The sequence below is a fragment of the Acidisoma cellulosilyticum genome (assembly GCF_020621385.1).
GTDB classification, from domain to species: domain Bacteria; phylum Pseudomonadota; class Alphaproteobacteria; order Acetobacterales; family Acetobacteraceae; genus Acidisoma; species Acidisoma cellulosilyticum.
This window is the reverse complement of sequence record NZ_JAESVA010000004.1, coordinates 519,553-534,743: the sequence shown is the minus strand read 5'-3', so window position 1 is coordinate 534,743 and position 15,191 is coordinate 519,553. Positions and strand designations below refer to the sequence as shown.

At 60.5% G+C, this 15,191-nt stretch carries 14 protein-coding genes; 7 read left to right on the top strand and 7 right to left on the bottom strand.

Annotated features, from left to right (window positions below):
- The first annotated feature begins 10 nt into the window (after positions 1-10).
- The 7 genes from ACELLULO517_RS14705 to ACELLULO517_RS14675 all read left to right on the top strand — a co-directional run bounded on the left by ACELLULO517_RS14705 (position 11) and on the right by ACELLULO517_RS14675 (position 7,007).
- Positions 11-694, top strand: a complete 684-nt coding sequence (locus ACELLULO517_RS14705; RefSeq protein WP_227308161.1) for a 3-oxoacid CoA-transferase subunit A — start codon at positions 11-13, stop codon at positions 692-694.
- Positions 691-1,350, top strand: coding sequence for a 3-oxoacid CoA-transferase subunit B (locus tag ACELLULO517_RS14700; protein ID WP_227308160.1), 660 nt, complete (start codon positions 691-693; stop codon positions 1,348-1,350). Before ACELLULO517_RS14705 ends, ACELLULO517_RS14700 begins: the two co-directional genes overlap by 4 nt.
- On the top strand, positions 1,343-2,548 hold the full coding sequence (pcaF, locus tag ACELLULO517_RS14695; protein ID WP_227308159.1) for a 3-oxoadipyl-CoA thiolase: 1,206 nt from the start codon (positions 1,343-1,345) through the stop codon (positions 2,546-2,548). Before ACELLULO517_RS14700 ends, pcaF begins: the two co-directional genes overlap by 8 nt.
- A 39-nt stretch (positions 2,549-2,587) precedes the next feature.
- Positions 2,588-3,610 carry a Gfo/Idh/MocA family protein gene (locus ACELLULO517_RS14690; protein WP_227308158.1) on the top strand — a complete coding sequence of 341 codons (1,023 nt, stop codon included), beginning with the start codon at positions 2,588-2,590 and terminating at the stop codon, positions 3,608-3,610.
- Positions 3,607-4,590: a zinc-dependent alcohol dehydrogenase gene (locus ACELLULO517_RS14685; RefSeq protein ID WP_227308157.1), complete on the top strand. Its 984-nt coding sequence runs from the start codon at positions 3,607-3,609 to the stop codon at positions 4,588-4,590. The genes ACELLULO517_RS14690 and ACELLULO517_RS14685 overlap by 4 nt, the downstream gene beginning before the upstream one ends.
- Positions 4,583-5,404 carry an SDR family NAD(P)-dependent oxidoreductase gene (locus ACELLULO517_RS14680; RefSeq protein ID WP_227308156.1) on the top strand — a complete coding sequence of 274 codons (822 nt, stop codon included), beginning with the start codon at positions 4,583-4,585 and terminating at the stop codon, positions 5,402-5,404. Before ACELLULO517_RS14685 ends, ACELLULO517_RS14680 begins: the two co-directional genes overlap by 8 nt.
- Before the next feature lie 295 nt (positions 5,405-5,699).
- A complete protein-coding gene (locus ACELLULO517_RS14675; RefSeq protein ID WP_406566270.1) occupies positions 5,700-7,007 on the top strand; it encodes an ISNCY family transposase in 1,308 nt (435 codons plus the stop codon).
- Between the two features lie 264 nt (positions 7,008-7,271).
- Here ACELLULO517_RS14675 and ACELLULO517_RS14670 read toward each other — a convergent pair whose 3' ends face one another.
- The 7 genes from ACELLULO517_RS14670 to gspM all read right to left on the bottom strand — a co-directional run bounded on the left by ACELLULO517_RS14670 (position 7,272) and on the right by gspM (position 15,159).
- Positions 7,272-8,930, bottom strand: a complete 1,659-nt coding sequence (locus ACELLULO517_RS14670) for a Hint domain-containing protein (protein ID WP_227308155.1) — start codon at positions 8,928-8,930, stop codon at positions 7,272-7,274.
- Positions 8,931-9,851: 921 nt separating this feature from the next.
- Positions 9,852-10,601, bottom strand: coding sequence for a prepilin peptidase (locus ACELLULO517_RS14665; RefSeq protein ID WP_227308154.1), 750 nt, complete (start codon positions 10,599-10,601; stop codon positions 9,852-9,854).
- Entirely contained in the window at positions 10,598-11,062 is a 465-nt protein-coding gene (gene gspG / locus ACELLULO517_RS14660; protein ID WP_406566269.1) for a type II secretion system major pseudopilin GspG, read from the bottom strand. The genes ACELLULO517_RS14665 and gspG overlap by 4 nt, the downstream gene beginning before the upstream one ends.
- Before the next feature lie 2 nt (positions 11,063-11,064).
- On the bottom strand, positions 11,065-11,874 hold the full coding sequence (locus ACELLULO517_RS14655; RefSeq protein WP_227308153.1) for a type II secretion system minor pseudopilin: 810 nt from the start codon (positions 11,872-11,874) through the stop codon (positions 11,065-11,067).
- 5 nt (positions 11,875-11,879) lie between these two features.
- Positions 11,880-14,099: a type II secretion system secretin GspD gene (gene gspD / locus ACELLULO517_RS14650; protein ID WP_227308152.1), complete on the bottom strand. Its 2,220-nt coding sequence runs from the start codon at positions 14,097-14,099 to the stop codon at positions 11,880-11,882.
- The gene (locus tag ACELLULO517_RS14645) at positions 14,096-14,626 is read right to left on the bottom strand and encodes a hypothetical protein (protein WP_227308151.1); all 531 of its coding nucleotides are present in this window, start codon (positions 14,624-14,626) and stop codon (positions 14,096-14,098) included. The genes gspD and ACELLULO517_RS14645 overlap by 4 nt, the downstream gene beginning before the upstream one ends.
- Positions 14,623-15,159 (bottom strand): type II secretion system protein GspM, encoded by a 537-nt coding sequence (gspM, locus tag ACELLULO517_RS14640; protein WP_227308150.1) that lies wholly within the window; start codon positions 15,157-15,159, stop codon positions 14,623-14,625. The genes ACELLULO517_RS14645 and gspM overlap by 4 nt, the downstream gene beginning before the upstream one ends.
- Positions 15,160-15,191: the final 32 nt, after the last annotated feature.

Sequence of the window (15,191 nt, the reverse complement as noted above, 5' to 3'; positions counted from 1 at the left end):
TTCACACATCATGATCAACAAATCAGTCGCGACTATCGAGGAGGCGCTCGCGGGCATTGAAGACGGCGCGACGATTTTAGTCGGCGGTTTCGGTGCGGTCGGACAACCTGATCTATTGATTGAATCTTTGATCGATCAAGGGGCACGTGACCTGACGGTTGTCGCCAATAATGCCGGAGCAGGGCGGGTCGGTCTTGCAAAGCTTATGGAGGCCGGGCGCGTCCGTCGTATCATCTGCTCTTTCCCGCGCAGCGCGGGATCCGTTGTGTTCGAGGATCTGTTTCGAGCCGGCAAGATCGAGCTGGAAATTGTGCCGCAGGGCACGCTCGCCGAGAGGCTACGCGCGGCCGGCGCCGGCATTCCGGCGTTCTTCACCCCCACAGGCTATGGCACGAAGCTCGCTAAGGACAAGGAAGTCCGGGAAATCGGCGGCCGGTTCTATGTGCTGGAACAAGCGCTGCCCGGCGACGTTGCGCTGGTCGAAGCCTGGTTTGCCGATCGTTGGGGCAATCTGACCTATCAAAAGAGCGGCCGCAATTTCAACGCGGTCATGGCGACGGCGGCGAAGTTGACGATCGCGCAGACGCATTATTTCGTCGAGCTCGGCGCCATCGATCCGGAAGTGGTCGTGACACCGGGCATCTTCGTCCAACGCATCCTGACATTGCCGCTACCCAAGGAGCTTGCAGCATGAGCGCCGCTGGTTGGTCCAGACGGGAAATGGCGGCGCGCGTTGCTGCCGAGATTCCGGAAGGATGGTATGTCAATCTCGGCATCGGCATCCCGACATTGATCGCCGACGCGATCCCCGATGACCGCGAAGTGGTGCTGCATTCCGAAAACGGACTGCTGGGTATGGGGCCGGCCCCCGAGAAAGGGCAGGAAGATCCTTGGCTGATCAATGCCGGAAAACAGCATGTCACGCTGCACAAGGGTGGGGCTTTTTTTCATCACGCGGACAGTTTCGCGATGATCCGCGGCGGCCATATCGATCTGTGCGTCCTCGGCGCCTACGAGGTTGCCAGCAACGGCGACCTGGCGAATTGGGCGATCTCGGAGGCCGATGCGGCGCCGGCGGTCGGTGGCGCGATGGACCTCGCGGCCGGCGCCAAGCGCGTCTGGGTTATGACCGAGCATACGACGCGCGACGGCGCCCCCAAACTCGTCGAGCAATGTCGGTATCCACTGACGGCGCTCGGCGTCGTCAGCCGGATCTGCACCAATTTAGCGGTGATCGACGTGACGCCTGCAGGTTTTGTCCTTCGCGACAAGCACCAGGATATTTCCATCGAAGACCTCAGACGCCTGACGGGCGCCTCTCTGCTGGCGGCGGAGACCGTTCATGTCTGAAGCTTTTATCTGTGACTTTGCCCGCACGCCCTTCGGCCGCTACGGCGGCGCCCTGAAAGATCTGCGTCCCGACGATATGCTGGCGCATGTCCTGGCGACGCTACACACGCGACACGGCTCCGTCGATTGGGATGCGCTGGACGACTGCTCCATGGGCTGTGCCAACCAGGCCGGTGAGGATAATCGTAACGTCGCCCGCATGGCGCTGCTGCTGGCGGGCTTCGGGCCTGGGGTTCCGGGGAGCACCGTCAATCGCCTCTGTGGCTCGGGCCTGGACGCGCTCGGCACGGCCGCGCGCATGATCCGGGCTGGGGAGGGAGAGTTCGCGCTGGCTGGTGGCGTGGAGAGCATGACAAGGGCGCCCTTCGTCATGGGCAAGCAGGCGCAGGCCTTCTCGCGACAGGCAGCCCTTGAGGATACGACGATCGGCTGGCGCTTCATCAATCCGGCCCTTCAGGCGCTCTACGGCACAGACGCCATGCCGGAGACCGGCGAGAATGTGGCGGAACAGTTTGGCGTGTCGCGTGCGGAGCAGGACCAGTTTGCACTGCGCAGTCAGCAGCGCGCCGCAAAGGCGCAGGCTGAGGGCTTCTTTGCACGGGAAATTGTGCCTGTCACCATGCGCGGCAAGAAGAGCGAAACCGTGGTCTCGGTCGACGAACATCCAAGACCGGAGACAAGCTTGGATGCTTTGGCGAAACTGCCGACGCCCTTCCGCAAGACAGGTGGCACGGTCACCGCCGGCAATGCTTCCGGCGTGAATGATGGCGCGGCCGCGCTGATCGTCGCCAGTGAAGCGGCGGCCGCTCGCCATGGGTTAAGGCCGCGCGCGCGGATTCTCGGCATGGCGACAGCGGGCGTTGAGCCGCGCATCATGGGCATGGGGCCGGCACCCGCCAGTGAAAAGCTGCTTGCGCGCCTCGGCCTGTCCATTCGCGATGTCGATGTCATCGAACTGAACGAGGCCTTCGCGTCCCAGGCCATTGCCGTGCTGCGGCGGTTGGGCCTGCCAGCGGATGCCGAGCACGTCAACCCGCATGGCGGTGCCATCGCTATCGGCCATCCCTTGGGGGCGTCTGGCGCCAGGCTGGCCATGACAGCGGTCAATGCGCTGGAGCAGCGTGGCGGGCGCTTCGCCTTGGTGACGATGTGCATTGGCGTCGGACAAGGCATAGCGCTGATGCTGGAAGCGGTCTGAAGACACCGCGCGGCAAAAAAGACAATGGGAGTGAAACAGATGGAACCGGTAAAAGTGGCCCTTGTCGGGCTCGGTTGGTGGGGCAGCAAGATCGCGGCGACGCTCGAAGGCAATCCTCGTATTCGCATCGCGCGCGCGGTCGAAGTTAATCAGGACATCGCAACCCAATTTGCCGATCGCTACAAAATCCCAGTATCGGCAGCTCTCGAAGATGCATTGGCCGATCCGGCCATCGAAGCCGTGCTGCTAGTGACACCGCATAGCTTTCACGAGCAGCAGATCGCGCAAACCGTCGCGGCCGGAAAGCACGTCTTTTGCGAAAAGCCCCTGGCACTGACACGCGCCGGGGCCGAGCAGGCCGTCGCGCGCTGCCAGCAGGCCGGGCTTGTTCTGGGCATGGGCCATGAGCGGCGGTTTGAGCCCCCGATCGCCGCGATCCTGACGGCCGCTGAAAACGGTTCGCTCGGCCGCCTGCTGCAGATCGAGGCCAATTTCAGCCATGACAAATTCCTCAAGCTCGATCGGGCAAACTGGCGGTTGAAGCCGGATCAAGCGCCGGCGGGTGGCATGACCGCAACCGGCATTCATCTGACGGACCTCGCCGTGAAGCTGATGGGCCCGGCGCGCGATGTTCTGGTGACCTGCGAACAGCGGGCGTCTGACTTGCCCTCCGGCGACACGATGAGCGCCTATGTCCGCTTCGCCGGCGGCGGCACCGCCTATATCAGCGCGACACTTGCCACGCCCTTCTTCTCGCGTTTCGCTGTCTTCGGCACGGAAGGTTGGATCGATGTGCGGGACCGCGCCCATGTCGAAGCGCCGGACGGATGGGTTGTCACCACCGGCATGAAGGATCAGCCCATCACGGTCGAAGAGGTGAAGCCTGCGGAGCCGGTAGTCACGAATTTTGAGGCCTTTGCGCGCGCCGTGCGCGGTGAGGCTGCCTATCCCATTACGGGCGCCGAGATGGTCGCGAATATCGCACTCCTTGAAGCGATCGTGCGCGGCGCGCGAAGCCAAAGGTTGGAAGCGGTGCAAGGCGAGGGGAGAGAAGCGGCATGAAAGCGCTCGTCTTCGAAACGCCGGACGCACCTGTTCTGCAAGATGTGCCGGTGCCTAAAATCACCGAGAATGAAATTCTCGTGCGCCTTCTCAAGGTCGGGATCTGCCATTCTGATTACGAGTTGCTCGCGGGCCGCTACATCATTCCGATCAGCTATCCGGTGACGCCCGGCCACGAATGGTGCGGAGAGATTGTCGAGACTGGCCGCAACGTGCAGGGTTTCCATCGCGGTGAGCGCGTGGTGGGTGAATGCGTTGTGCGTTTGCCGGATCGGATTCACCATTTCGGCTTCTCCCTGAATGGAGCAGACCGGGAATATTTCGTGGTTCGGCCGGAATGGCTGCACAAATTGCCCGACACGATCGATGACGGGACTGCGTCACTGATCGAGCCCTTTACGTGTGGCTTCTATGCCGTGCAACGCTCCGGCGGCACGAATGCGAGCGAGACGGTTGTGGTCTCCGGCGGCGGCACTATCGGTCTTGTGTCCGCGGCGGCTGCCATCGGCATGGGTGCGCGCGTCATCGTCATCGATCCAATCGCAAGCCGACGGGACGCCGCTTTGAAGCTTGAGGCGGCCGAGGTCATCGATCCGCTGGCCGGAAACACGATTGACCAGGTCATGGCGCTGACACAAGGGAAGGGTGCCGATCTGGTGGTGGAAGCCTCCGGCCATGATGCGTCTCTCGGTCTGGTCTTCGACCTCGTGCGGGAAGAAGGCCGCTTGTCGATGGTCGGAATCAATATCGGACGAATGGTCAGTTCCCATCTGGGCAATATCCAGATGCGCAATCTTACTGTCAGAGGCTGCATTGGTTCGCCCGGCGTATGGCCGGCGGCAATCCGCTTTCTGGAGCGCACCAAGCTCGACCTTTCCCCTATCCGCACGCATGAATTTCCACTGAGCCGCAGCATCGAGGCTTTTGCCCTTGGCTCGCAGGCTGATAAATGCATCAAGGTGACCCTGAGCAATGACTGATCTTGCAACCAAAGACGCGCGGATCGTGGCAGGTCGCTTGGCGGGTCAGGTCGTCATCGTCACCGGCGGTGCCTCCGGTCTGGGGGAGGGGATTATTCGCCGCGTGGCGGCCGAAGGCGCGCATGCCGTCATCGCCGATCTTGACGGTGGCAAAGCGGAGCATGCAGCAGAAAGCCTGCGGGCAGAGGGGTTTTCTGGCCTGGGTGTGGCAGTCGATGTCGCGGACCGTATTGCGACCCGCGCGATGGTCGAAAAGGTCGTCGGTGTCTATGGCAAAATCGACGTGCTGTTCAACAATGCCGGCTTCAACAAGCCAGTGCCGTTCATGGACATCGATGATGCCAATTTCAACAGCATCATGCGCGTGAATGCCCTTGGTGTCTTGATCGGCATGCAGGAGGTCGGCCGCCAGATGATCGCAAGCCGGCAGGGCGGCAAGATCATCAACACGGCCTCCATTGCCGGGCGCCAGGGCTATGCAGAATTCGCGCCTTATTGCGCAAGCAAGGCTGCCGTCATCTCGCTGACCCAAGCCGCCGCGCGTGAATTCGCACCGCATAAGATCACGGTCAACGGCATTGCACCGGGTGTTGTCGTGACCCCGCTATGGGACGGGTTGGAGCGGGATATGATCGATAAAGGCGTGATCAAGGAGAAGGGCGAATTCCTCAATTCGTTTTCTGCGAATATCCTGGTCGGCCGTCCAGCCGTTCCGGCTGACCTCGCGGGTATCTGCGCCTTTCTTGCCTCGGCCGATTCCGACTATATGACGGGACAGATCATCATGTGTGACGGCGGGATGATTTTGGTATAGTGCCAGTGATCAATTTACCTGAGTGCTTGTCATTTCGCAGGACAAGACGCGGAACATGATCGGAACCATGGATCGGTGATTCTTGGTTCCGATACCCCAAAATCAGTGGGGCGGCCTTGGCCGTGACCGCCGAGTGGCGGCCGGCCGCCAGGACTTAGATCTAACATTGAATTTAACATAACAAATATTCTGCGAGATTTACGTGCTAGCGGTGTAGGAGCAATATACAGATGTCACCCTCTGCAAAATAGAAGTGTCACTGTGTTCCGGTTCTGAGGGTCCGGAGGATTGTGTGATGGCGGTGGTATCGATGAGCGATCGGGAGTTTTCGCGACTTAAGGTTCTCTTGGACGTGCAATCGGGCGGTCTGCGGGTTCAGGACGCGGCCGAGCTGACGGGACTGAGCCGTCGACAAGTCTTCCGGCTTCTGAAGAGCCTGCGTGAGCAAGGTGCGCCTAGCCTGGTGTCGCGCCGTCGCGGGCGTCCGAGCAACCGACGACTGCCTCCGAGCTATCGCGATCTGGCGATGGCGCTGGTGAAGGAGCGCTACGCCGATTTTGGTCCCACGCTGGCCACCGAGAAGCTCAGCGAACTGCACGGCTTCGGCATTTCGCGGGAGACCTTGCGGCATTGGATGATAGAAGACGGCTTGTGGATTGATCGCCGGCGCCGCCTTCCCTCGGTACATCAACCGCGCAATCGTCGGGAGTGCGTGGGCGAGCTGGTTCAAATTGACGGTTCGGATCATGCCTGGTTCGAAGAGCGTCGGCCGCGTTGCACGCTGCTTGCGTTCATCGACGACGCGACAAGCCGGCTGATGGCGCTGCGTTTTGTGGCAGCCGAAACCACCTTTGATTATTTCCGCGCGACCAGGAGCTATCTGGAGAACTGGGGCAAGCCGATTGCCTTTTACTCGGACAAGTTCAGTGTTTTTCGGGTTTACAAGCGCGACGCCGTAGGTGGCGACGGAATGACGCAATTCGGCCGGGCGCTGCACGCATTGGATATCGATATTATCTGTGCCAACTCACCACAGGCTAAGGGCCGGATCGAGCGGGCATTCGGAACCCTGCAGGACCGGCTGGTCAAGGAGTTGAGGCTGGCCGGAATTGATACGATCGAAGCCGCCAATGCTTGGCTACCGGGCTTTATGGAGGATCATAATCGTCGGTTTGCCAAGCCGCCCAAGAGCGATGCGGATTTGCACCGACCTTTGGCCCTGGATGACAATTTAGCGGAAATTTTTGCGACACGGGATGAGCGCAGTGTGACCTCAAATCTGACGGTCCATTACGACCGCATGATGCTGATTTTGGAACCAACCCCGCAGGCCCGGCGTTTGGCTCGCAAGCGCATTATGGTCGTCAACTATCCGGACGGTCGGTTTGCGTTACAGTATCGCGGCAGTGATCTGCCGTTCCGCGTCTTCGACAAGATCCGCACGCTCGAGCAAGCCCCGATCGTTGAAAACAAGCGGCTCGGTCCGGCTCTGGCCCTCATCAAAGAGCGTCAGGCCGCCCTGCCCGCCCATCAGCGTCGTCTCGATCCAGCCCGCTATACGCATCGGAATAACCTCGAAGCGCCGAGCTTCGCTGCCACCTGAGTGACATCTCTATTTTGCACAAAGGATGACATTTCTAACTTGCGCCGACATTACGTGCTAGCGGGGTGGATTCTATCTCGAAGTGCGAATTTTGTGGCCTATCAGCCAAGTCGCACTTGGGAGGCCTGCCCCGACAGGAATCGTCTACAGCCTCCATCGCCCGTCAGGTCCAGCCGCTCGTCCGCCACGGGCGAACGGCCTCCTCCTCAAATTCTTTTGCGAACAGCTACTGCCGCCTTACGCACAGGTCTAGGATGTCCCCGTTCAGGCGACGGCCGAGACCGCCGTGCCGATAGCCAAAGCACGATCCGCAAGGGCAGTTCTTATGGAGACCGGAACCTGACGATGGCTGTTGGCGCGTGGATAGAGCAATTCCTGGACATTTTTGCCCTCGGGATAAAGCGCCTCGAATTCCGCCCAATTGTCGAAATTCCGACGGTCCACATTATCCACGAAGGTTTCGGCCGGCACATTCTCGGCAAGAATCAAGGAATGATCGTCGAGTTCGATATGGTAATAGACGAAGATCGGCGGCACATCAGCCTCGCGGACGATCGAGCTTCCGTTTACCAGCGCACCGGCGCAGATCAGCACGCCATTCACGAGCAGAGCATGATCCGGTGAGATCAGCAGATCGCGCGCGGGCAGGTTTTCGGCGATCGCGCCGGCCTTGACGCGGATCGGCAGGTTGCGGAGCGGATCGGCGAAGCGCGTCGAAATGGTCTGTACGCCGATCCAATTAACCGGCTTGGCGATTCCGTCGCTGGTCAGAACCAGATCCCCGGGCCGCAATGTTTCGATCGCCGCCGCGCCATCCGGCGTGCCGACAAGCGTGCCCGCCATGAAGCAGATGGTAATCGTATCGACGCCGCGGCCCGTGGTGAGCCTGATCGCGCTCATATCCGTGCCGCTGGCGAAGGTGTATGTCTGCAACAGCGATCCGGTAGCGCTTTTGATCGAAAGCGTATCGCCGCTGACGACAATCCTGTCAGTGCCGCGACGGGAACCCTCCAGCTTAATCTCATCGCTGCCTGCGAAGCCCGAGATCGTTCCGAGATTGACGTCACTTTGCGTGACGGTGGTGTCCTCAAAGATCGCGTTGACGCTGGAGAGGAACGTCAAGGTCGGCAGGATATGGCCACTGTAACCGACATTGCCGGCGAGGTCGAGCGTGGAACCGCTGGCAATCTCCAAGACCGTCGCCGAACCTGTGGCATCGATCGTGCCGTCGACAGTGAGAAGGCCGCCTGATGCCTTCAGGATGCCGGCGCCCGTGAAGTTTCCGGTTGTGACAGAGCCATAGCCCGTGAGACTACCGCTCGTCAGGGTCAGGGCCGCCGTTCCGGTGGAGAGCGAGCCGCCGGCAAGCGTGATCGTGCCGGCAGTGTTGGTGATCGCCTCGGCGGTCGTGAGTGTGGCGCCGCTGGAGATGTTGATCTGGCTCGCACCGGTGTCGGTGATCAGGCCGGTGACCGTCAGCTTGCCAGATTTGACGTCGATGATCCCGCTATTGGCGATGGCATGATGGGCGCCGACGTCCAAGGAACTGCCGACCGTCGCGGTGATCGTACCGCTATTGGCGATTCCGCCTCGGCCGTTGACAATGAGGGCGGCGAGGATGGTCGCACTTTTGCCCTCAAGGTTAATGGTTCCCGCGTTAACGACATCGGCGCCCTTCACCCCGTCGCCCGATACGGTCAGCGCCACCGTATAAAAGCGACCTCCGACGATCGTCAGAGATCCGCCAGCGTTGATGGTGATTCCCTGGATCTTCGTACTCGACTTGAGAATGGGGTAATTGCCAGTCGATGTCGGGCCGATGATCACAGTATCACCGGCACCCGGCACCTGTTCTCCACTCCAATCCAGGCGCGTGTACCAACTCGTACTGCCCGCAGTCGCACTCCAAACACGTGTTGCCATTTCAAGTCTCCAAAATTTGCGCTGTTACCCGCGCATTGCGGCCCGCTAGAGCGTTTCCTGCTCGCTTACGCTCACAGATACCGTTCTAGATTATTGTTTTTGCGAGCATGTTCTCACAGTCGGATGATTCCATCTGACTGTGATCTGCTCTAGGCGGCGTCGCTGTTTCTCTAAAATTACAAGAAGGAACAGAGTAATATTGCGGGCGTTCAGGCTAGGCCCGACTGAAAGTTATATAAGTAAAAAGACGTAATCACTTCTCGGATACTTGGCGTTATCCGATCGTTAAAATCCCACGCGTGAACTCTGTTTGCACCGCGGTGCTTCAACAGAATTTCAGGCGGTAGAATACCGTTGCGTTTCCGTTTGCAGATGAGTGAGCTTAGGGGCCGTTCTTGGGGCAAGATTATTGTTGCGCAGTGGAGAACTGCATTATTGTTTCTGTCACCTGCGAGGCGTCAGCTGCGGCCCCGTTTATTAACTTAATATGTGGAGATCAACATGTTTGGCAATCAACGACTCTCGCAAAGAGAGTCATTGCTAAAGCCACCCTTACAATCTTTCTGCGCTTGAACTCTCTCCCAGGACAGCTTGATCTCAATGGCGTACAGGCCACCGAGACTTCATTTTTTGCATCATGACATAATCGTGATGGATCAACAATACCTGCGAAACATTTCTGCATCAGAAAATAAAAGTCCTGCGCATCGGAGTTGCCAATGTGAGGTTGTCATCGCGCTACGAGCGGCCCCCATAGGCATTGGGCGGCGGTGATCCGCACGCATCGCGATATCAAAGCATCGCATCGCCAGAGAAGCGATCGACAGCAGCCCGCTATCTCGGAGAAATCGTTGGGTTGCCGAGCGGAGGTTCACTTGGGCCTCCTGGTTCCTCGGCCTCACAGCATGATTTTGAACGGCCTTATAAGTGATAGAGCCAGACAAGCCAGATACCGAGCGCCAGTGCCGGGCCAAAGGGTAGGACCGTATCATGCCGGACGCTCTTGCCGGTCAACCTGAGCGCGGCAGCCAGGGCCAGGCCGCCAAGCGCACTGACGAGCATAATCGCGGGGAGAGCCGAAAGGCCCGCCCAAGCGCCGCCAGCTGCCAGCAGCTTGGCATCGCCTTGGCCCAACCCCTCCTTACCGCGAAACCGTCGATAGGCGAGCGAGACCCCACGAAAGATGCCATAACCCAGGATCACTGCAATGCCGTGATCGAGCAGATCGGCAGGGGATAACCATTCGGTTGAGATCAGCCCAAGCAGCAGAAGCGGCAGCGTCATAGCATCGGGCAGGAGGAAGCTGCGCCAGTCGCAGACGGCCAGTGCCAGAAGCATCCAGCCCAGCAGGCAGGCGGCATAGAGCGTCGGACCACTCACCAGCATGGCACCCCAGACAGCGATACCGAGGCAGCCGAGTTCCATGATCATATGCCAAGCCGAGATCGCGCCGCGGCAGTGCCGGCACCGTCCGCGCTGCAAAGCGTAGCTGACCAACGGGACAAGCTGCGTCGCGCCCAGCATTGCTCCACAATGATCGCAGGCCGATCGCGCCAGCACAACCGGCCGCCCGACAGGCAGTCTCGCGGCCAGAAGACCCAGAAAACTGCCAGCGAAGGGTGCCGCGAACAGCACCCAAGCCCAGCTGGGCAGCAGGCCGAGACCCGTCAATTGCAGACCATCTCCGATCCCGTTGCGTTCCCTTTCGGCCCGGCCGAGCAGAGGTCATATTCCCGGTCTTTGCGCTCGGATGGGTTTAGATAAACATAGGGATGATTCCAAGGGTCGAGCGCCACCTTATCACCCTTGAGATAAGGCCCGTTCCAGCGCGAAGCGCCGGCAGGTTTGTGCAACAAGGCTTCCAGCCCTTCCTGAGTTGTCGGGTAAGACCCCACATCAAGGTGATAGAGATCCAGCACCGTCCCGATCCGCTCGATCGACTGTTTCGCGATCGAATTTTTGGCCCCTGAAAGCTGGCGGAGTGCTGCCGGCGCCACGAGCGCGATCAGCAGGCCAATGATCGTGATCACGACCAGGATTTCGAGCAGCGTAAAACCGGCCTCCCCTGCCCGCCGCATTTGCGGCGGCCTCGTCCGGAGGCGTGGGCAATAGCCCAGAAGATTGTGGAGCATGGCTAGTTCCATTCATAAACGAGGAGGGGAGCGCTTGACTGACCGCTGAGGCGAATGACGGCGCGACGAAAGGCACGCGCGCCGCGCAGCCCCGCGACTTCGGCGGTAATCGTATAGGCATGCCCCAGCACAACACCGGGTAAGGGCGTGGTGGCAGGCATGCCGCGTGCGGCATCTGTCCTGTCCCGCAATCGGGCCTCAATACTCGGATCTTGAGTGCGGAAAACCTGCAGGACCTGCGTGCTTGCATAGGTCGGATCGAGATAGGGTGTCTGCGCATAGACGGTGAGAGTCGACGAAAGCCAGTTATAGGCTGCGGGCGTGATGCCCGGGACATCGCGAAGCGCAGAGACCGACTGGAACGGCTGAGCATCCGCACCTTTGCGCCGCGCAACGATCCGGGTTGCCACCGCTTCCTGTTGCGCCGCATCCAGGCCCGACGCTGCCAGCATCTGTTCCAAAATGCCGACGCTCACGAAGTTGAGGTCAAGCTTGCCAGCCTCATCCTGAATAGTCATGCGCGCCTGAGACCCGCCGAAGGTAATGGTGAAGGGCAGGCCCAGAACGGGTGGGCGGGTCTTCGACGGCCCAAGCATCGAGAGAATGGCGAGGTTGATGGCAGCGTCTGCGACATCCCCAAGACGAGCGGCATCCGAACCGCTATGCTCCATCCGGCTGTTCGCACGCGTCAGGTCCAGAACGCTCATCGTGACGATGGCCAGGATTGCTGTCCCCCAAAGCGCGACGACGAGCGCCATGCCGCTTTCACGGCCTGACGCGCGCATGGCCGGCGCAGGCGGGCGATGGCCCACCTTATCTATTCTGCTTGCGCGGCAACCGGCACGGTCAACCGCAGGCTGTTGCGCAATTCCGCTGTCACACTGTCCGCATCGTTCTGGTTACGAATAACGTAAGGCGTGATCAGAACGATCAGTTCACTACGGTTGAGGCTTTTCGTTTTTGTACCAAACAGATAGCCAAGGACGGGAATGTCCTGCAGCCAGGGCAGTCCGGATTGGCCACGGCTATCCGTCTGTTGGATCAGGCCGGCCAGAACGATCGTCTGGCCGTCGTTGATGGCAAGCGTGCTCGAAACCTTGCGGGTCGAGATCGACGGGGAGTTCAGTTGATCGTAGCTGGAACTGGTCGCCGTCGCCGTGGGCGCGCTGACCTCCTCTTCCAGGTCCAGTTGCACCAGCCCGCTTTCGTTCACGCGCGGCGTCACCTGCAGGATCACGCCCGTATCACGGTAGGCGATGGCATTCACCGTCTGCGCTGTATCGGTGAGCGTGCTGGAGGAGGATTGGGTGGCGACCGGGACCTGATCACCCACCTGCAGCTTGGCGGTTTCATTGTTCAGCACCAGAAGATCCGGCGAAGAGAGCACGCGAACCGTCGTCTTACTCTGCAGCGCCTGCAGAACGATATTGGTGCCGCCCGCCGCATAAAGTACATTGGCGGCGCCATTGAGGGCAAAACCGCCGAAGGGGGTTAAGGTCGTCGCCGAGGCCGCGCCCGCCTGGCTGGGCGCGAAAATCGCGCCGAAATTGCCGCTTTTGATATAATATTGCAGTCCCATGCTGAGCTGGTTGGAGAGCGTGACTTGCGCGACCGTCGCCTCGATCAGCACTTGCAGCGGTGTCACGTCCAACTGTGTCAGGGCCGCGCGGATTGTCGCGTATTCCTGGGACTTGGCCATGATGATCAGGGCATTGTTGGTGGGATCGGCGGTCACGCGCACATCGCTGCCTGACCAGCCCCCCGCGCCGGCGTCACTGCCGCTGCCGCCCCCGCCCCCGAGCAAGACATCCGCCTGCGCGGGTGCCGCGGCGCTGGAGGATGGCGCCCCCGAGAGCGCGGTCTGGACGGTTTTTAGCCCGGCCGCCGCATTCGAATCACTCGCATTCGTCTGAATATCAAAACTGCCGCCATCTCCCCCGCTCTGTGTGGCGCCGCCAGCCGCTGTGTCCTGAATGCCCAAGGCACGCCGCAGGACGAGGGCCAGGTCCGTGGCACGACCGTTTTGTACGCGATAGATAAATAGCTGCGGCGTCCCCTCCCCGTTCCCTTGGTCGAAGCGGGTTATCCAGTTTTCGACTTGGCGGAGATAGGCGGGCTGCATCGCCGTCACAAGAATGGCATTCATGCGCTCGATAGGCGCGACCTTTACCATGTCGCCTATGCCGCGCGACGTGGTCGCCAGCAGTTTATTGACGTCGGTCGCGACCTCGCTTGCCATGCCGTTCTGCAACGGCACCAGGGCGAAGGACATGCCCCGAAGATAGTCGACATCGAAGGAGGCGATATCATCGCACAATGTGTCGACATCGATGGAATTTCCCGACACCAGAAGAACGTTGCTGCCCTGCGCTACCCGCAAAGAGGCGTTCGGCGGCACGAGCGGTTGCAGCGCCTGTTCGACTTCGGTGGCCGAAACATAGTTCAACTGAACCATGCGCGAGACGAAGCCCACGCTCGCCCCCAGGGGCGCCTGTTTGGCGGCATTGGCGATGGGCACGGCGGCATAGACATCACCACGCAGCACAAGGCCAATGCCACTCACCTGCAATGCATTCGTCAACACGCCGATGACGTTGCTGCGTGGGATGGGTGACGGTGTTTCAAGCGTGACCGTGCCCTTCACCGCCGGATCGACCGTATAGGCCTGTTTCAGAATGCCGCCGATGACGCTTTGCACGACATCACGGGCATCGGCATTGACGAAGTTCAGCGACACATCGGCACCGCTGAAGGTAACGGGCGCCGGCTGGGTACTGCCTGGATTCATAAACTGACCAGTACCGATCTGCACCTCCGGCCGCACGAAGCGAGCGGAGTCGCTGTCTGTGCTGAGCGAAATCGGCCCGTTGCCCGCCGCCGGCGCCGGGCCGAGCGGTTGGGTTGCGATGGCGGGCGCGGACGCTCCGGCCAGCGGCGCCACCGATTGATGGTTGCATCCATTGAGCGAAACAATCGCGAAACCGAGGCAGAGAAGGCCAGGCAAGCGATAACGATGTACCAATGAAACGGAACTCATGGCTTTTTACTTGACGGTTTTGGTAACGTCATATCGAAGCTTGCGCTCTCCGTCACAAAATGCAGCTGGTTCCCGGCAATCGTCTTCAAGATCCACCCATCCAGCGTCTGCCCCTCATAGACCATGATGGTCTTCCCACTCTTCGGTTTGATCAGGGCCACGCGAACCGAGCCGCTTTCGAGAATGCCCAGAGCCAGGTAACCCGTCAGCTTCGGTGGAGGACGCACCACGGGCGGGGGCTTTGGTGCCTGCGGCGGTTGCCACGGCTTACGCGAAGCAAAAAAAAGCGGCCTCTCGATGATGGCGGGATAATGCGTGGCGGTGGCTTCCGGCGGCGTCGGGTCCGCTGTGGCAGCAGCGGACGGCGAGGCCAGCGGGCGGGCTCGCGCTATGTCGGGCTGCAGGCTGCCTTGCCCCAAAGCGAGGATTCGGGAGAGTACAACCGCCGCGAGCAGCACAGCCAGCAGCCGCAAGGCTAGCGGGGCAAACGGGGCCGGCCGAGCTTTGCTTCGTATCGCCTGGCTCATTGGGCGGACTTTCTCATATAACCAAGCACATCAAGATCGAGTGACAGCATCGGCACCTGTGTGGGCGCGCTATGCGTGGGTGCTGTGATCGTCATATTTTCCACGAATATGGGCGGCCGCGAGGTCGCGATGGACGCAAGCGTTTGGACCACGGTGTCCAGAGTGCCATCGATCACCACATGCACCAGCACCAGCCTGAGACCAGCTTCATCGGTCCCATTCAGTTCCGAGGTACTGCGGATCTTCCCGCCCCGCCCGGTCACGACATCGCGAATCTTACTTTGCATGCTGGTGGCGACGACGGTTTCGTTGGTGCCGGTCCAGACTCCCCCTTCTGCTTCAAGCCGTTCCCTCAGCGCATCCGCATTGGCCCGTAAGGCCGGAATGCGTGCCACGATGGCGCGAAGTTGCGTGAGGCGATCGGACATTGCCTCAATCTCCTTCTGACGGCTTGTCGCCATATCAATGATCGGCTGCACGACAGCTTTCCAGGCCAGCGTCAGTGCCAAGAGCAGAATGAGCAGCGCGAGCATACGCCCGCTCATGCTCGACATGCGCGGGGCCA